Consider the following 16,355-nt stretch of genomic DNA (forward strand, 5'->3'; position numbering starts at 1 on the left):
TCTCCTGTGAATACACAGAGATTAACGCCGGCGATGGCCCCTTGGGGACAGGCGCAAAGGCCTCTTACAAAGTTGCGGAAAGTGCTTTCAATCGTCGCTGCCCGTGCTCGGGCGGGGTGGTTTGCGCAGGTAGCGGGCCGGGTCCAGGGCGTCCACCAGGTCCTGCTCCAGGGGGAGCGGGTCGCCGTTGAGCTGGCTGGCCAGCAGTTCGCCCATCAGGCTGGCCCACACCAGGCCTCTCGCGCCAAAGCCGGTCAGGGCGTATGCACCGGGCTGGCGCGGAATCGCGTCCAGTGGGGTGTCCCTGTCGGCCCGGGGCACGGCGGGGAGGGCGCCGACCATGGGCAGACGGTCCGGCGAAGCCGGCCGGAAGCCGACCCGCCCGTCCAGGCTGGCCGGGTCGTAGGCGGCCGAGTAGCCGGGCAGGATGAGATCCAGGGTGGCGAGATTCTCGGCGTGCTCCTCGACGCGCAGCGCGTCGTCCGGGTCGTCCGCCAGAAAGGTGGCGCCCGCGCAGCGGATACCGTCCACCTCGGGGCTCACATAGCCATTGCGGCAGACCACCACATGGGGCGCCGAGCCGGCGGCTGCCGGCAGGTGAGACACCTGCCCCCGGGCCGGGCGCACAGGCAGGGTGGCCGCCTGGGGCAGGGCACGGATGCCGACGCCATTGGCCAGGATGACGACCGGCGCATGGGCGATGGGGGCGTCGTTGGCGTCCAGGGCCGTCCACTCGCCGTTCTCATGCTGCAAACGGGCAAGCTGGCGTCCGAAGTAGGGCTGGATGGCGGTGCCCGCGGCGGCCAGGTTGGCTGCGCACAGGCTGGGTGGCTGGATCCAGCCACCACCAGGGAAGTGCCAGCCGCCCTGGGCCAGGGGCCAGCCGGCGATCTGGCTGGCTTCAGCCTCTTCGGCGTAGCGCAGATAGTCGGCGGGGGGCTGGTGGGCAGCCACCACGGCGCGCATCTTGCCGGCCTGCTTGTCGTCCCGTGCCAGGTGCAGCACGCCGGTGGCCCCCCAGCGTGCCGGATGCCCTGCCGCCGCGAGCTGTTTGAGGTGATGCAGCCCGTACAGAAAACCAGCTCGGGTGATGCGCCCGAGGCGGTTGTCGTCCAGGCTGGGCAGGGGCCGGAAGACCCCGGCCCGGTTGCCGGAGGCGCCCTGGCCCGGCCCGTCGGCGCTGTCGATGAGGCTGATCTGCCAGCCCCGGGCCGCCAGCCGCTCGGCCACCGAGGTGCCGGCCACGCCGGCGCCGATCACCAATGCATGACGATGCCGGGGGGCGGCCGCGGCGGAGCCCTCGCCGGTGCGCCGGCCGGCGAGCATCTCGCGCTTGCCACCAAAGCCCGGCTCGCGTGTGAGGCTGAAGCCGGCCGCCTCCAGGCCCCGGCGTACATGCCCGGTCACCGACCAGGTGGCGAGGCTGGCATCTGGCGCGGCCAGCCGGGCGAGCTGCTCGAAGACCCGGGGAGACCACAGATCCGGGTTGCGGGCCGGTGAGAAGCCGTCCAGATAGAAGGTGTTGGCCTGGGCATTGAGTTGGGGGAGCAGGTCCACGGCGTCGCCGAAGGCGAGGGTGAGGGTGACCCGCCCGCCGTCCAGGTGGCAGCGGTGGATGCCGGGTGTCAGGGCCGGCCAGTGGGCCTGCAGGGCCTCGGCCAGGGGCGCCAGTTCGGGCCAGGCGGCGTGCAGGCGGGCCAGGTCGCCGGCCTGGAACGGGTGCTTCTCGACGGACACGAAATCGAGCCGCCCGCAGCGGGCGGGGTCGGCTCGCCAGGCTTGCCAGGTGGCCAGGAAGTTGAGACCCAGGCCGAAGCCCGTCTCGACGATGACCCAGCGGTCGCGCCCCTGCCAGCGTCCGGGCAAGCCGTTGCCAGCCAGGAAGACGTGCCGGGCCTGGCCCAGGCCACCCGCGCTGGTGTGATAGACGTCATCGAAGGTGGCGGAGTAGGGTGTGCCGTCCGGCGCAAAGGACAGGGTGGCGGGCTGGATGGGCGTGAACATGGTGGCGGACAAGGGGGTGGGGCGTTCGAGGCCGCGATTGTCCTCCAGTGCGACAATTTTTGGGACAGGGAAACCGGGGTCAGGGTGGGGGGCGGACGGGCGGGGTAGAATCCCCGTCAGTCAAAGCAACAACAAGGATCATCCCCATGCGTACCCAGCAAGGCACCCCCATCCGCCGCGATGCCTATCAGCCCCTGGCCTACACCGTTGAAACGGTGGACCTGGACTTCGTGCTCGACCCCCAGGAGACGGTGGTCACCAATCGCATGCGTTGCGTGCGAAACCCCGATGCCCCGGCTGGCCCGCTGGTGCTGTTTGGCGAGGCCCTGGAGCGCCTGTCCCTGAGCCTCGATGGCCGGGCGCCGGCGGCGGGCCAGGTGCGCGAGGTGGAGGGCGGGCTGGAGGTCGATCTGGACGCCGATGCGGTGCTGCTGGAGGTCGTGACGCGCATCGATCCGTCCGCCAACCTGACCCTGTCCGGCCTTTACCAATCCCGCGGGGGCTATTACACCCAGTGCGAGGCCGAGGGCTTCCGGCGCATCACCTACTTCCCCGACCGGCCCGACATCATGGCCCGCTACACCGTGCGCCTGGAGGCCGACGCGGCCACCTGCCCGGTGCTGCTGTCCAACGGCAACCTGCTGGAGACCGGTGTGCTGCCCGGAGGCCGCCACTTTGCCCGCTGGGAAGACCCCTTCCTCAAGCCGTCCTACCTGTTTGCCCTGGTGGCGGCCGACCTGAAAGCCCTGGAGCGTCGGGTCACCACCATGACCGGCCGGGAGGTGCTGCTGCAGGTGTGGGTGGAGGCGCGTGACCTGGACCGGGTCGGCCACGCCATGGATTCCCTGATCCACTCCCTGCGCTGGGACGAGGAGGTTTTTGGCCTCGAGCTGGACCTCGACCGCTTCATGATCGTCGCGGTGTCCGACTTCAACATGGGCGCCATGGAGAACAAGGGCCTCAACATCTTCAACACCAAGTATGTGCTGGCCAACCCGGAGACGGGCACCGACCTGGACTTCGAGAACGTGGAAAGCGTGGTGGCCCACGAGTACTTCCACAACTGGACCGGCAACCGCGTGACCTGCCGCGACTGGTTCCAGCTGACCCTCAAGGAAGGCCTCACGGTGTTCCGCGACCAGCAGTTCACCGCCGACATGATGGCCCGCGCGTCCGACTCGCCGGAGGCCGCCGCCTCGGCCCGCGCGGTGACCCGCATCGCCAACGTGCGGGTGCTGCGCAGCGGCCAGTTCCCCGAAGATGCGGGGCCGATGGCCCACCCGATCCGCCCTGACAGCTACCAGGAGATCAACAACTTCTACACCGCCACGGTGTACCAGAAGGGTGCCGAAGTCATCCGCATGCTGCATACCCTGCTGGGGCGCGAGGGCTTCCGCAACGGCATGGACCTGTATTTCTCCTACCACGACGGTCAGGCCGTGACCTGCGACGACTTCGTGGGCTGCATGGCCGAGGCCAACGGCGCCGACCTGGACCTCTTCATGCGCTGGTACAGCCAGGCCGGCACGCCCCGGCTGAAGGCCGAGGGCGTTTACGACGCCCCCAGCCGCAGCTACACCCTGACCCTCAGCCAGACCACCCCGGCCACGCCGGGCCAGCCCGACAAGCTGCCCCTGCACATCCCGGTGGCGGTGGGCCTGATCGGTGTCGATGGCGCCGATCTGCCCCTGCAACTGGAGGGCGAGGCCCGGGCCGGCGAGACCACCCGCGTGCTGGAGCTCAAGGCCGAGCGCCAGAGCTGGTCCTTCACCGGTATCGATGCCGAGCCGGTGCCCTCGGTGCTGCGCGGCTATTCCGCGCCGGTGATCCTTGACATCGCCGAGGACGACACCCGTCTGGCCTTCCGCATGGCCAACGACAGCGACCCCTTCAACCGCTGGGACGCAGCCCAGCGCTACATGGAGCGGGTGATCCTGGCCCTGGCTGCCGACAAGGCCGCCGGCCGGCCCATGCTCGTGCCCCAGGCCTTCGGCCACGCCTTCCGCGCGCTGCTCATCAATGACAGCCTTGATCCGGCCTTCGTGGCCGAGACCCTGGCTTTGCCGGCCGAGGCCTATCTGCTGGAACGCATGGGGCAGGCCGATCCGGCACCCCTGCGGGCGGCCCTGATCCACCTGACGCGCGAGCTGGGCCAGGCCCTGCAGGCCGACTTTGTGGCGCGCTACATGGACCTGGAGGTGGAGGGCGAGTACCGCTATCACCCGGCCGATGCCGGCCGTCGAGCCCTGCGCAACCTGTGCCTGCGCTACATGATGGCCTGGGGCGGCCCCACCGCGGTGCAGCTGGCCACTCTCCAGTTCCAGCATGCGGGCAACATGACCGAGCGCTATGGCGCCCTGGCGGCCCTGGTGCAGAGCGACAGCCCCGAGCGCGTCAAGGCGCTGGAGGCCTTCCATGAGCGCTACCGGGACGACGCCCTGGTGCTCGACAAGTGGTTCCTGCTGCAGGCGGGTGCCTGGCGCTGGGCCGATTCGGCCCCGGCCAGCCTGGAACAGGTCCGGGCGCTGATGGGCAACCCGGCCTTCAGCCTGTCCAACCCCAACAAGGTGTATTCCCTGCTGGGCGGCTATTTCAAGGCCAACCCGGCCGAGTTCCACCGGGAAGATGGGGCAGGCTATGCCTTCTGGGCCGAGCAGGTGATCGCCCTCGACCGCAACAACCCCCAGGTGGCCTCACGCATGGCCCGGGCGCTGGAGGGCTGGCGCAAGTTTACGCCGGAGATCCAGGCGCGTATCCGCCCGGCCCTGGAGCGGGTGGCGGCGGCAGAAGGCCTGTCGCCGGACGTCGCCGAAATCGTGGGCAAGGCCCTGGCCTGACGGACCGGATGCGCCCTCGCCGCGGGTGCGGGGGCGTGGACCGCCGCGCTGCCGCCATGAAGGCTGCCGTTATGCCGGTTACAGGGACGCCAGGATGTGCTGGATGACTTCGGCCTGGACTTCCTCGAGGCCGACCCACAGGGGCAGGCGCACCAGGCGCTCCGCCATTGCGGTGGTCACCGGCAGCTCACCGTGGGCACGGCCGTAGCGCTGGCCTGACGGTGCGCTGTGCAGCGGAATGTAGTGGAACACGGTGTTGATGCCCACCTTGCGCAGCTTGTCGATGAAGGCCGTGCGCTGCGCCAGATCCGGCAGCAGGATGTAGTACATGTGGGCGTTGTGGGCGCAGTGGGCGGGCACCACCGGGCGCCGCAGCTTGCCTGCCTTTTCCGCTTCGGCCAGCCACTGGTGGTAGGTGTTCCAGATGGCCAGGCGCTGGCGGGTGATGCTGTCGGCCTCCTCGATCTGGGCGGCCAGGAAGGCGGCGATGATCTCGCCCGGCAGGTAGGACGAACCGATATCCACCCAGGTGTATTTGTCCACCTGCCCGCGGAAGAACTGGGAGCGGTTGGTGCCCTTCTCGCGGATGATCTCGGCCCGCTCGGCGTATTGGGGGGCGTTGACCAGCAGGGCGCCGCCTTCGCCGGAGATGATGTTCTTGGTCTCGTGGAAGGACAGGGTGCCCATGTGGCCGATGGCGCCCAGGGGACGGCCCTTGTAGTTGGCCATCACGGCCTGGGCGGCGTCCTCGATCACCAGCAGCCCGTGTTTGTTGGCGATGGCCATGATGGCGTCCATCTCGCAACCCACGCCGGCGTAATGCACCGGGGCGATGGCCCGGGTGCGTTCGGTGATGGCGTCTTCGATCAGCTTCTCATCGATGTTCAGGGTATCGGGGCGGATGTCCACGAACACCGGCACGGCGCCCCGCAGAGCGAAGGCATTGGCCGTCGACACGAAGGTGTAGGACGGCATGATGACTTCATCGCCGGGCTGGATGTCGGCCAGGATGGCGGCCATTTCGAGGGCCGCCGTGCACGAGTGGGTCAGCAGTGCCTTGTTGGCGCCGGTGCGGGCCTCCAGCCAGCGGGAGCAGCGCTTGGTGAAATTGCCGTCCCCAGCCAGGTGGCCGTTGGCGTGGGCCTGGGCAATGTTCCAGAGTTCCTTGCCCGTCATGTAGGGCTTGTTGAAGGGGATGTTCATAGACTCGGCGTGGTGGCGGTGGGCGTGGGGGATGTGTTGCGGAAGACCCAGAGTTTTTGCAGCAGGAAGAGCAGGACGGCGGTGCAGATGATCAGCGCGCCCTGGATGAGCTGGTGTGGATATCCGAGGCGGTCGACCATCAGGTACTGGACCACCAGATTGAACAGGTAACCGATGCCGTAGCTGATGCAGTAGCGGATGAAGGCCTGTCCTCGGGCGCCGTCGTGGCGGAAGGACCAGGTCTTGTTGAAGTGGAAGGACTGGATCACCCCGAGGGCATACAGCAGGCTCATGGCCAGCTTGTAGTTCATGCCGGCGCCGGTCAGGGCCAGGTAGGCGAGGTAGAGCAGGGCATTGGAGGCAATGCCGACAACTCCGTAGCGGAGCAGCTGCCCGATTGTCGTGTTGCCGTTCATGCCGGACGTACCCAGTGCAGGGTCATCAACGGGGGCGGAAAGCGGAACCCCAGACGGGCATACAGATTGAGCACCCGGTGATTGCGCGCCACGATGCAGGTCTGGACGCGGGATGCGCCCTCGCTGCGGGCCTGTTCGAGCATGGCTTCCCAGGCCCGACGGCCATAGCCACGGCCCTGCAGGCCCGGCGCGACGGCTGTGAGGTGCCAGTAGCAGGTGCCGTCTGCCCGCATTTCGGTGACGAAGAAGGCCACCAGGGTATCGCCATCGCGCAGGGCGTGCAGGCGCTGGACCGGGTGTTCGAGACTGCTGCGCACCCAGTTCTGGTAGCGGATGTCGCCAATCGCCGATGACAGGCGTGGGTCCATGTGGAAGCGCTCGTTGCCGAAGGCCGAACCCGCCGCGTCGAGGATCTCCGGCATGTCGTCGGCGGTGGCCCGGCAGACCTGCAGACCGTGACTGGCAGCCGCCAGGGCCGTGAGTTCGCGTTCCGGCTGGTAGAGCATCTCGATGAAGCGGAAGCCGATCTGTTCAAGCAGCATGGATTCCGCCAGCTGATCGTGGCGGAGGCGGCAGCTGATCAGCAGCGCGCCGGCCCTGTCCCGGGCCCGCACGAAGGTGTCGATGTCGTCGGCCGCGCCCGCGTCACGCAGGGCCAGGGCGCTGATCTGCAGTACCGGCGCACCGAACAGCACGGAGTCCCAGGGGGCTTCGGACCAGGACAGCTGGAGGGCCGGGGTGTCGATGTGCCCGCTCAGGTCGTTCAGGGGGGGCATGGCTTCAGGACTGGCTGACATGGACTGGGGGGATGGCGGTGGAGGATGGCGTGGCTTCCGCCAGGGGGGTTTCGTGGAGCAGGGTGTAGGGCGGGCGCTCCATGGAGCGGAAGTGCATGCGCGCCAGGTATTCCCCGAAGATGCCCAGGGCAAAGAGCTGTACGCCGGAGAAGATGGCGACGATGGAGGCGATGAAGGTGAAGCCCGGTACGGCACTGCCGGCGATGAAGTAGCGACCGACCACGTAGGTCAGCACCAGCATGCCCAGGGCGCCGAACGTGATCCCCAGCAGGCTGGCGATCTGCAGGGGCAGCACCGAGAAGCCCGTCATCATGTTGATGGCGTGGTTGATGAGTTTTTTCAGGCTGTAGCCCGAGTCGCCGATCAGGCGGTCATCCTGTCGGACATTGACCGACGAGAAGGACGTGGTGCCCCAGGTGAGCAGGACGTCGATATTGACCGAGGGGCTGCGGTAGGCTTCGAAGGCATTGCGCAGGCGGGTGCGGAACACGCGGAAGGCGCTTACCTTGCTCGCCGACTCGACCCCCATCGTGCCCTGCAGGGCCAGCTTGGTGATCCGCGAGGCCTGGTTGCGCAGGAAGCCATGGGTTTCGGCCTGGGGCGAGCCGTACACCACGTCATGCCCTTCATGCAGCTTGTCGAGCAGCTTGTGGATCTCTTCCGGCGGGTTCTGCAGATCGTCGTCGATGGTGACGATGATGTCGCCCCGGGCGGCCCGGATGCCGCACAGCAATGCGTTGTGCTGTCCATAGTTGCGGGCCAGCTTGATGCCGCGCACCCGTGCATCCTGGCGGGCGAGTTCCTGGATCACCTGCCAGGTGTCGTCGCCGCCACAGTCTTCAACAAAAATGACCTCGAAAGGATTTTTCGTCGCATCCAGGGCATTTGCCAGGCGGCGGAGAAGTTCGGGCAGGGTGGCCTGGGAGCGGTAACAGGGAATGATGACGGACAGACTGACGGACACGCGAGAACCTCATGTGGGGGCGGGCTGTGGGGGCAGGGGGAGGGGAGTTCTGCCGCCTCGCGGGGCCGGACGGACACTGTTCCGGACCAGCCTGCTGCACTGCGATGGGGCGCCGGAACGGGGCAGTTCCTTATTCGATATTAGTAGCACAGGCGTGCTTCCGGCTACAACGCGGATTTGTCACGAATGGCTTCAAGTCATTGTTTGCTGACAAGTTCGGCACGTTTCTCGGTGGAAAAGCCGGGATTGCCGGCGCAGTGGGGTTCGACACGTTCCGGCGAAGCCTGTGCGAGCGTGCGGATGCGCCCTCCGGTATCATGGCGGTCTTGTTTTTTTGCGGCGCGGCAATGGAACTGCTCACTCAATTCATCGACATAATCCTGCACCTGGACGTCCATCTGGCCGCTCTGACGGCCCAGTACGGAACCTGGATCTACGTGATCCTCTTCCTGATCATCTTCTGCGAGACCGGCCTGGTGATCTTTCCCTTCCTGCCCGGCGATTCCCTGCTTTTCGTGGCCGGGGCTCTGGCGGCTACCGGCGGCATGGACATCTACGTGCTGTGTGGCGTGCTGCTGCTGGCGGCGGTGCTGGGTGACAACACCAATTACTGGATCGGTCATTCCATCGGGCCGAAGGTGTTCCGCTGGGAGAACTCCCGCCTGTTCAATCGCGCGGCCTTCGACAAGACCCACTCCTATTTCGAATCCCATGGCGGCAAGACCATCATCATTGCCCGCTTCCTGCCCCTGCTGCGCACCTTTGCGCCCTTCGTGGCGGGGGTGGCGCGCATGACCTACGCCCGCTTCGTGGCCCTGGACTTCCTGGGCGGCTGCATCTGGATCTTCTCGCTGACCTGGCTGGGTTACGGCTTCGGCAACATGCCGGTGGTCAAGAAGAACCTGTCGGTGGTGATCCTCGGGATCATCGCCATCTCGCTGATCCCGGTGTTCATCGGCTGGCTGAAGAGCCGTCGTGCACCGCTTGCCGGCTGAGTCCGACATGAAGAACATCGTCATTCTCATCTCCGGCCGTGGCAGCAACATGGAGGCCATCGTCCGGGCGAAGATCCCCGGTGCACGCATTGCTGCGGTGATTTCCAACCGGCCTGACGCCGGCGGTCTTGATTTTGCTGCCCGCCACGGCATCGCCGTGCGGGTGGTGGATCACAAGGCCTATCCGAGCAGGGAGACCTTTGATGCCGCCCTGGCCGGAGAGATCGACGCACTGTCTCCGGATCTGGTGGTGCTGGCCGGCTTCATGCGCGTGCTGACCGATGCCTTCGTCAGTCGCTATGCCGGTCGTCTGCTCAACATCCATCCCAGCCTGCTGCCGTCCTTCCCGGGGCTGCACACCCATCGGCGTGCCCTGGAGGCCGGGGTGCGGGTGCATGGCACCACGGTGCATTTCGTCACCCCCACCCTCGACTGCGGTCCGGTGGTGATCCAGGCTGCTGTGCCCGTGCTGGCGGAGGATGACGAGGACAGTCTGGCGGCCCGCGTACTGGTGCAGGAGCACCGCATCTACCCGCAGGCCGTGCGCTGGTTCGTCGAAGACCGCCTGCAACTGACGGCCACTGGCGGCGTGCGGGTGGAGGGTGAATCCGCCGGCCCCGATGGCTGGACGGTGCCGCCGGTCGAGGCCTGAGCCATCGATGGCCATCGCCACCCGGCGCTACGACCGCACACTGGCTTTTGCGATTGCCGTTTCGGCGGTGGTGCATCTGTTCGTGCTCCTCGGGCCGGCCTGGGAGGTTCCCAACGAGAAGGCCAGTGTGCTGCCACCGTTGGATGCACGCCTCACCCCGTTACCCAAACCGACCCTGAAGAACCCCGACGACAAGCGTGTCGTGCTGGGCGATGCGCCGCCACCCCGTCCGCGGCCGCCGCCACGCAGGCCGGTCAAGGCGGCGGAGCCGCAGGCCTCGTCGGCGCCGGTCGCGCAGCTTGCATCGGAGCCTGCGCTGGCGGGCGACGATGCACAGGGCAAGGACGCCGCCCCGCGCACCGACCCTCTCCCGGAAGTCGAAGCGGGGAGCGCCGGCAGCGGCAAGGGCGGTGCCGGTGGGATGCCCGCCAAGGGCAGCGGGCCGAGCCTGGGGGAACTCTGGGCAGCGTCGGGCAAGATCCAGTACAACGTGATCCGCGGTGAGCAGAACTTCATCATCGGCCGTACCACCCACGCCTGGACCCACGACCAGGAGCATTACTCCATGGAGACCGTGATCGAGACCTCCGGCCTGGTGGGCCTGATCAAGCCCTTCCGGATGGTCCAGCGCAGCGAGGGCCGGATCGGGCCACGGGGCCTGCAGCCCGAAAAATTCACCGTCGAACGGGATGGCCGGATGCGCGAACGGGCCGACTTCGACTGGTCGTCGGCCAAGGTGGTGCTGGTGGCCGGAGAGCGTCGGAGGGAGTTCTCGATCGCTGAAGGGGACCAGGACGTACTGTCCCTGATGCACCACCTGTCCCTCCAGCCGGAGGGGCCGCTGAAGGCCGAGTTGCTGGTGGTGACCGGCAAGAGTGCGGTGCGTTCGGTGATCGAGAATCTTGGCATCGAAGAGATCGAGGTGCCGGCGGGGCGTGTTTCCGCCTACCATCTCGGCAGCACCGGGCATCGCGGTGAGCTGAAGATCGACATCTGGTTGGCCCGGGATTACGCCAACCTGCCGGTGCGCCTCAAGATCACGGACAAGAATGGCGATGTGCTCGACCAGGTTGCCACCGGCGTAGACCTGGGCAAACGGGCCACGCCCCAGTAGCAGTACAGACAGTTTGCCGGGCGCAGTGGCGTCCGGCCGTTTTTTCCAGTATCGGATTCACATGACCATTACCCCCGCCCAGATCCAGTCCGCCAGCCAGGCCCTCCGCTCCGTGCTGCGCTTTGATTACCCCGCCGACTCGGTGCTGTCCCGTTACTTCCGGGATCTGCGTGAGCTTGGTGCGCGGGATCGGGCCTTCGTGGCCGAAGCCGTGTATGGGGTGCTTCGGCGCAAGCGCACCCTGGAGCGGCTGTGCGGCCCCGAGGCATCGACCCGCCACCTGGTGCTGGCCTGGCTGGCCCGTGTCGAAGGCACCACCCTGCGTCAGCTGGGTGACGGCCTGCATGGCCGTGACACGGACTTCTTCACCGAGATCAAGGGCCGCGAGAGCGGTGAGCTGACCCTGGCCGAGTCGGCCGATCTGCCCGACTGGCTGGCCGAGCGTCTGCTCGCCACCCTGAGCGCTGAGCAGGTCGTGGCGCTGGCCCAGAGCCTCAACCGGCCGGCGCCCCTCGACCTGCGTGCCAACACCCTGAAGATGGACAGGGATGCCCTCGTCGAACGCCTCAAGGCCGACGGTATCGCCTGTGCGCCGGGCAAGTTCTCTCCCACCGCCGTGCGTCTCGAAGGCAAGCCTGCGCTGCAGAAGCATCCCCTGTTCCTCGATGGCAGCTTTGAGGTGCAGGACGAGGGCAGCCAGTTGCTGGGCTACCTGCTGCAGCCCAAGCGCGGCGAGATGGTGGTCGACTTCTGCGCCGGTGCCGGCGGCAAGACCCTGCTGCTGGGGGCCCTGATGCGCAACAGCGGCCGCCTGTATGCCTTCGATGTGTCCGACAAGCGCCTCTCCAAGCTCAAGCCGCGGATGGCCCGCTCCGGCCTGTCCAACATCCACCCGGTGGTCATCGCCAGCGAGAACGACCCGCGGGTCAAGCGCCTGTCCGGCAAGATCGACCGGGTGCTGGTGGACGCGCCGTGCAGCGGCCTTGGCACCCTGCGCCGCAACCCGGACCTCAAATGGCGCCAGAGCCCCGAGGCCCTGGCCGAGCTGACCGTCAAGCAGGCGGCGATCCTCGCCAGCGCTGCCCGTCTGGTCAAGCCGGGCGGCCGCCTGGTGTACGCCACCTGCAGCCTGCTGGTCGAAGAGAACGAAGCCATCGTCGCCGCTTTCCTGGCGGCCAATGAGGGTTTTGCGCTGGTCAATGCCCAGGAGGTGCTGGCCAAGCAGGGCATCGCTGTCGATTGTGGCGAGCAGCTCCGCCTGACTCCGCTCGCCCACGATACCGACGGCTTCTTTGCCGCCGTGCTCGAGCGCAAGGCTTGATGCTGCGCTGGCGGTGGCTGCTGGCCGGCCTGGCGCTGGCCGTGGCCGCCCCGGTCGGGGCGCTGGCACCGGAAGCGCCCGTCAACGTGGTGGCAACCGGAACGGTGGAGGTGGTCTTCTCGCCGTGGGGCGATGCGGAGGCCGCCTTGCTGAAGGCCATCGACGATTCCCGGGAACAGATCCTGGTCCAGGCCTATCTATTCACCAGCAAGCCCCTGGCCCGTGCCCTGATTGCCGCCCACCGCCGCGGGGTGCGTGTGGAGGTGATGCTCGATGCGGAAAGCAATCGCCCGGCATCGGCCAGCAGGCTGCCCGACTTCATGGCAGCCGGCGTTCCGGTGTGGGTGGAGACGCGCCACAACATTGCTCACAACAAGCTCATGCTTTTCGACCCGGCAACGGTGCGCGGGGCTGTGGCGACCGGGTCGTACAACTTCACCCGCTCGGCGCGGGTGGCCAATGCTGAAAACCTGCTGATCCTGCGCGGCAATCCGGCGCTGGTCAGGGCCTATCTGGGCAACTGGCGGCGTCACAAGGCCGAAGCGCAATTGCTGCACAGTCTCGACGAACTGCCCGGACGGAAAAGGAAAGAGGATGGAAGAGAACCAGATCGCGCACCTGCTGATTGAACTGTGGGACGACGTCCAGAAACCCGCCATTTTCTGGCAGGTGGGAGTGCTGGCCGTATGCCTGCTGATTGCCGGGCTGATCGCCCGTCAGATCAGGGCCGTGCTGCGCCAGCGCCAGTCGACCAACCCGGAGTATTTGCGTGGGGCGAGTGAGGAGGGGGTGCGCCGGGTGGTCTTCCCCCTCTCGGCCCTGCTGCTGGTGACGCTGGCCCGGGTCACCCTCGACAAGTGGCATCACGTCAATCTGCTCAAGCTGGCCGTGCCCCTGTTGATGGCGATGGCGGTGATCAGGTTGACCGTGCATGCTCTCAAGCGCGCCTTTCCCCGGGCTGGCTGGCTGGCCTCCTTCGAGCGCTTCTTCGCCTTTGGTGCCTGGGCGGTGGTGGCCCTGCACATTGTCGGGGTGTTGCCGGCCGTCATCGACGGGCTGGAGCAGATCAGCTTCCCCGTCGGCAAGGCCAGCGTCAATTTGTGGATGCTGCTGCAGGGCTTGCTGACGGTGATGCTGACGGTGCTCGTCGCCCTGTGGCTGGCGGGTGTGGTGGAAGCCCGCTTGATGCACACGGAGGGTCTCGACGCCAACCTCAAACTGGTTTTTGCACGCCTCTCCAAGGCCTTGCTGATTGTTCTTGCCGTGTCCATCGGCCTGCCGCTGGTGGGTATCGACCTCACGGCCCTGTCGGTGTTCGGCGGGGCCCTGGGGGTGGGCCTGGGCCTCGGCATGCAGAAGATCGCCGCCAACTATGTGTCCGGCTTCATCCTGTTGCTGGACCGCTCCATCCGCATGGGCAACCTAATCTCGGTGGGCAACGAGCGCGGCATTGTCAGCCAGATCACCACCCGTTACACCGTGCTCAAGGGCATGAGCGGCATCGAATCCATCGTGCCCAATGAGACCCTGGTGGGGGCCGTGGTGCAGAACGAAACCTTCACCGATCCCCGGGTGCGCATCGCCCTGCCTGTGCAGGTGAGCTACGCCGCCGACCTGGAAAAGGCCATGGCGATCATGGTCGAGGCGGCCCGCAAGCAGCCTCGGGTGATGGACGACCCCGGCCCCGGAGCCTTTCTGGAGGCCTTTGCCGACAGTGGCATCAACCTGCAACTGGGGTTCTGGATCCGCGACCCGACCGAGGGGACGCTGGGCATCCGCTCCGCGATCAACATGGAGATCTGGCGGCGCTTCAAGGAGGAGGGCATCGAGATCCCCTTTCCCCAGCGGGAGGTCCGCGTCCTCAACCCGGCACCGTCCATGCCGATAGAGCACCTGGGCAGTGCTGTCTCCGTTCAGCCACAGTAGAGCGGTCCGGAAGGCGCCAAGGCCCGGATTTTTGAGCACTTTCCTTGGTTTGGGGAGGGGGCTCAACTAAAATTCGCGCACCATTAGAACAAGGACCTACGGCCTGATGTTTTCCGGATTGCTTGACCTGCCCTGGTGGGGCTATGTCGTCGCCACCCTGGCGATGACGCATGTGACCATCGCATCGGTCACCATCTTCCTGCATCGCCATCAGGCGCATCGCTCCCTCGACCTGCATCCCCTGCCGGCCCTGTTCTTCCGTTTCTGGTTGTGGCTGAGCACCGGCATGGTGACCAAGGAGTGGGCGGCCATTCACCGCAAGCATCACGCCAAGTGCGAAACCCCCGACGATCCCCATAGCCCCCAGATCCATGGCATCAACAAGGTGCTGTGGACCGGGGTGCTGCTGTACGTCAAGGAAGCCCGCAACCGGGAAACCATCGCCCGCTACGGTCATGGAACTCCTGACGACTGGGCGGAGCGGAACATCCTCTCGGCCTACCCCAAGATGGGTGTCGTGATCATGCTGGCTGCCGACATCCTCCTCTTCGGCGTCTGGCCCGGCGTGCTCATCTGGGGTGTGCAGATGGTCTGGATACCTTTCTGGGCCGCCGGCGTCATCAACGGTCTGGGGCATTTCTGGGGCTATCGCAATTACAACTGTGCCGACGCCTCCACCAACCTCTTCCCCTGGGGCATCCTGATCGGCGGCGAGGAGCTCCACAACAATCATCACAGCTTTGCCACGTCGGCCAAGCTGTCGGCCCGCTGGTACGAGTTCGACATCGGCTGGATGTACATCCGCATTCTCGAAATGCTCGGCCTGGCACGGGTCAAGAAGATCATCCCCACCCCGAAGTTTGGAATCGCCAAAGCCCGGGCTGACTTCGACACGCTGCAGGCCATCATCACCTGCCGCTACGACGTCATGACCCGCTATGTGCAATCCCTCAAGCTCATCGCCCAGGAAGAGTTCGCGGCCCTCAAAGCCCAGTCCGGGGACAAGCTGAGCGTCCAGGAACTGCGGCGCTGGCTGGTTGCCGATGAGAACGAACTGGCCCCCGAGGAGAAGTCCCGCCTGGCTTCTCTGCTGCAGGTCAACGCCCGGCTGCAGACCGTCGTGACCATGCGCCAGGAGCTGAGCGCCCTGTGGGCCCGCTCCACCGCCACCCACGAGCAGCTGCTGCAGGATCTGCAGGACTGGATCGCCCGGGCCGAGAAGAGCGGCATCCGGCAGCTGGAGGACTTCTCCCTGCGCCTGCGTCGTTACGCCGTCTGAGCGTGTTTGCATCCCCGACAAACCCGCCGGTTCGGCGGGTTTGTCGTTTATGGAGCCTGCCCCCCAATGAGTGCGCTGATCCTGTTCAACAAGCCCTACGGTGTCCTGTGCCAATTTACCGGTGAGCCCGGCCGCGAGACGCTGGCGGGCTACATCCCCGTCCCCGGTGTGTATGCGGCGGGGCGTCTCGATACGGATAGCGAGGGCTTGCTCGTGCTCACCGGCGACGGTGCCCTGCAAGCCCGCATTGCCGATCCGCGCCACAAGCTGGCGAAGACCTATCTGGTCCAGGTGGAGGGTGTGCCCGACGAGCCTGCCCTGGCTGCGCTGCGTGGCGGCCTGGACCTGGGGGATTTCGTGACCCGGCCCTGTCAGGCCCGTCTGGTGCCCGAACCGGAATGGCTGTGGCCACGGAATCCACCGATCCGGGAACGCAAATCCATCCCCACGAGCTGGATCGAGATCGTGCTGAAGGAAGGCAAGAACCGGCAGGTCAGGCGCATGACCGCAAAAATGGGCTTCCCCACCTTGCGACTCGTGCGCGTACGGATTGGGGAATGGTCGATTGACGGGATGGCGCCGGGGGAGTGGCGAGAGATCGCTGTGGCACCTTTGGGCCGATCAGCCGCGCCGATGCCCTCTCCTCACCCGCAGCGGCGGTCCTCATTCCGCCGAGACGCGACACCCCTCTACGGGCGCCCGCCTCGCAAGAGCTGATACGGGTTTCATGCTAAGTTTCGCGCATATCGTTTTTCCTGATCATTGCTGCCATGTCGCTGCCACGTTCCACCTTTTTCTTCCTTGCTCTCGGCACACTCTCCTTGTTGACGCTCCCGGCCCAGGCCCA

General features: G+C 66.6%; 15 protein-coding genes. 9 read left to right on the forward strand and 6 right to left on the reverse strand.

Annotated features, from left to right (window positions below; genetic code table 11):
* Positions 1–87: 87 nt before the first annotated feature.
* Entirely contained in the window at positions 88–2,004 is a 1,917-nt protein-coding gene (gene mnmC / locus L6Q67_RS12275; RefSeq protein WP_296569804.1) for a bifunctional tRNA (5-methylaminomethyl-2-thiouridine)(34)-methyltransferase MnmD/FAD-dependent 5-carboxymethylaminomethyl-2-thiouridine(34) oxidoreductase MnmC, read from the reverse strand.
* Positions 2,005–2,150: 146 nt separating this feature from the next.
* Here mnmC and pepN point away from each other — a divergent pair, with 146 nt between their 5' ends.
* Positions 2,151–4,841: an aminopeptidase N gene (gene pepN, locus L6Q67_RS12280; protein WP_296569701.1), complete on the forward strand. Its 2,691-nt coding sequence runs from the start codon at positions 2,151–2,153 to the stop codon at positions 4,839–4,841.
* A gap of 78 nt (positions 4,842–4,919) precedes the next feature.
* Here the strand turns inward: pepN and rffA are convergent, their stop codons facing one another.
* From rffA to L6Q67_RS12305, 5 genes are all read right to left on the reverse strand, one after another.
* A complete protein-coding gene (gene rffA, locus L6Q67_RS12285; RefSeq protein WP_296569703.1) occupies positions 4,920–6,044 on the reverse strand; it encodes a dTDP-4-amino-4,6-dideoxygalactose transaminase in 1,125 nt (374 codons plus the stop codon).
* A complete protein-coding gene (locus tag L6Q67_RS12290; RefSeq protein WP_296569704.1) occupies positions 6,041–6,460 on the reverse strand; it encodes a GtrA family protein in 420 nt (139 codons plus the stop codon). The genes rffA and L6Q67_RS12290 overlap by 4 nt, the downstream gene beginning before the upstream one ends.
* Positions 6,457–7,236, reverse strand: a complete 780-nt coding sequence (locus tag L6Q67_RS12295) for a GNAT family N-acetyltransferase (RefSeq protein WP_296569706.1) — start codon at positions 7,234–7,236, stop codon at positions 6,457–6,459. Before L6Q67_RS12295 ends, L6Q67_RS12290 begins: the two co-directional genes overlap by 4 nt.
* 4 nt (positions 7,237–7,240) lie before the next feature.
* Complete coding sequence (locus tag L6Q67_RS12300) at positions 7,241–8,221, reverse strand: glycosyltransferase family 2 protein (protein WP_296569707.1); 981 nt, start codon at positions 8,219–8,221, stop codon at positions 7,241–7,243.
* 197 nt (positions 8,222–8,418) lie between these two features.
* Entirely contained in the window at positions 8,419–8,586 is a 168-nt protein-coding gene (locus L6Q67_RS12305) for a hypothetical protein (protein WP_296569710.1), read from the reverse strand.
* Between L6Q67_RS12305 and L6Q67_RS12310 the strand changes: the two genes are divergently transcribed.
* The 8 genes from L6Q67_RS12310 to L6Q67_RS12345 all read left to right on the forward strand — a co-directional run bounded on the left by L6Q67_RS12310 (position 8,569) and on the right by L6Q67_RS12345 (position 16,225).
* The gene (locus L6Q67_RS12310) at positions 8,569–9,216 is read left to right on the forward strand and encodes a DedA family protein (RefSeq protein ID WP_296569711.1); all 648 of its coding nucleotides are present in this window, start codon (positions 8,569–8,571) and stop codon (positions 9,214–9,216) included. The genes L6Q67_RS12305 and L6Q67_RS12310 overlap by 18 nt on opposite strands.
* A gap of 7 nt (positions 9,217–9,223) precedes the next feature.
* Positions 9,224–9,868: a phosphoribosylglycinamide formyltransferase gene (purN, locus tag L6Q67_RS12315; protein WP_296569713.1), complete on the forward strand. Its 645-nt coding sequence runs from the start codon at positions 9,224–9,226 to the stop codon at positions 9,866–9,868.
* A 7-nt stretch (positions 9,869–9,875) separates the two neighbouring features.
* Entirely contained in the window at positions 9,876–10,982 is a 1,107-nt protein-coding gene (locus L6Q67_RS12320; protein WP_296569715.1) for a DUF3108 domain-containing protein, read from the forward strand.
* Between the two features lie 61 nt (positions 10,983–11,043).
* Complete coding sequence (locus tag L6Q67_RS12325; protein WP_296569717.1) at positions 11,044–12,303, forward strand: RsmB/NOP family class I SAM-dependent RNA methyltransferase; 1,260 nt, start codon at positions 11,044–11,046, stop codon at positions 12,301–12,303.
* Positions 12,303–12,932, forward strand: a complete 630-nt coding sequence (locus tag L6Q67_RS12330; RefSeq protein ID WP_296569805.1) for a phospholipase D family protein — start codon at positions 12,303–12,305, stop codon at positions 12,930–12,932. Before L6Q67_RS12325 ends, L6Q67_RS12330 begins: the two co-directional genes overlap by 1 nt.
* Positions 12,898–14,229, forward strand: a complete 1,332-nt coding sequence (locus L6Q67_RS12335; protein WP_296569718.1) for a mechanosensitive ion channel domain-containing protein — start codon at positions 12,898–12,900, stop codon at positions 14,227–14,229. Before L6Q67_RS12330 ends, L6Q67_RS12335 begins: the two co-directional genes overlap by 35 nt.
* 106 nt (positions 14,230–14,335) lie before the next feature.
* The gene (locus L6Q67_RS12340; RefSeq protein WP_296569720.1) at positions 14,336–15,508 is read left to right on the forward strand and encodes a fatty acid desaturase; all 1,173 of its coding nucleotides are present in this window, start codon (positions 14,336–14,338) and stop codon (positions 15,506–15,508) included.
* 66 nt (positions 15,509–15,574) lie between these two features.
* Positions 15,575–16,225, forward strand: coding sequence for an rRNA large subunit pseudouridine synthase E (locus L6Q67_RS12345; RefSeq protein ID WP_296569722.1), 651 nt, complete (start codon positions 15,575–15,577; stop codon positions 16,223–16,225).
* The last annotated feature ends 130 nt before the right edge of the window (positions 16,226–16,355 follow it).

It is taken from the genome of Zoogloea sp., from assembly GCF_023150065.1.
Lineage (GTDB): Bacteria > Pseudomonadota > Gammaproteobacteria > Burkholderiales > Rhodocyclaceae > Zoogloea.

What these genes read in the sequence shown, in the direction of transcription:
- L6Q67_RS12320 (WP_296569715.1), top strand. Translation starts at nt 9,876, where the DNA reads ATGGCCATCGCCACCCGGCGCTACGACCGCACACTGGCTTTTGCGATT.
- L6Q67_RS12345 (WP_296569722.1), top strand. Translation starts at nt 15,575, where the DNA reads ATGAGTGCGCTGATCCTGTTCAACAAGCCCTACGGTGTCCTGTGCCAA.
- L6Q67_RS12325 (WP_296569717.1), top strand. Translation starts at nt 11,044, where the DNA reads ATGACCATTACCCCCGCCCAGATCCAGTCCGCCAGCCAGGCCCTCCGC.
- purN (WP_296569713.1), top strand. Translation starts at nt 9,224, where the DNA reads ATGAAGAACATCGTCATTCTCATCTCCGGCCGTGGCAGCAACATGGAG.
- L6Q67_RS12290 (WP_296569704.1), bottom strand. Translation starts at nt 6,460, where the DNA reads ATGAACGGCAACACGACAATCGGGCAGCTGCTCCGCTACGGAGTTGTC.
- L6Q67_RS12340 (WP_296569720.1), top strand. Translation starts at nt 14,336, where the DNA reads ATGTTTTCCGGATTGCTTGACCTGCCCTGGTGGGGCTATGTCGTCGCC.
- L6Q67_RS12310 (WP_296569711.1), top strand. Translation starts at nt 8,569, where the DNA reads ATGGAACTGCTCACTCAATTCATCGACATAATCCTGCACCTGGACGTC.
- mnmC (WP_296569804.1), bottom strand. Translation starts at nt 2,004, where the DNA reads ATGTTCACGCCCATCCAGCCCGCCACCCTGTCCTTTGCGCCGGACGGC.
- pepN (WP_296569701.1), top strand. Translation starts at nt 2,151, where the DNA reads ATGCGTACCCAGCAAGGCACCCCCATCCGCCGCGATGCCTATCAGCCC.
- rffA (WP_296569703.1), bottom strand. Translation starts at nt 6,044, where the DNA reads ATGAACATCCCCTTCAACAAGCCCTACATGACGGGCAAGGAACTCTGG.
- L6Q67_RS12335 (WP_296569718.1), top strand. Translation starts at nt 12,898, where the DNA reads ATGGAAGAGAACCAGATCGCGCACCTGCTGATTGAACTGTGGGACGAC.
- L6Q67_RS12295 (WP_296569706.1), bottom strand. Translation starts at nt 7,236, where the DNA reads ATGCCCCCCCTGAACGACCTGAGCGGGCACATCGACACCCCGGCCCTC.
- L6Q67_RS12330 (WP_296569805.1), top strand. Translation starts at nt 12,303, where the DNA reads ATGCTGCGCTGGCGGTGGCTGCTGGCCGGCCTGGCGCTGGCCGTGGCC.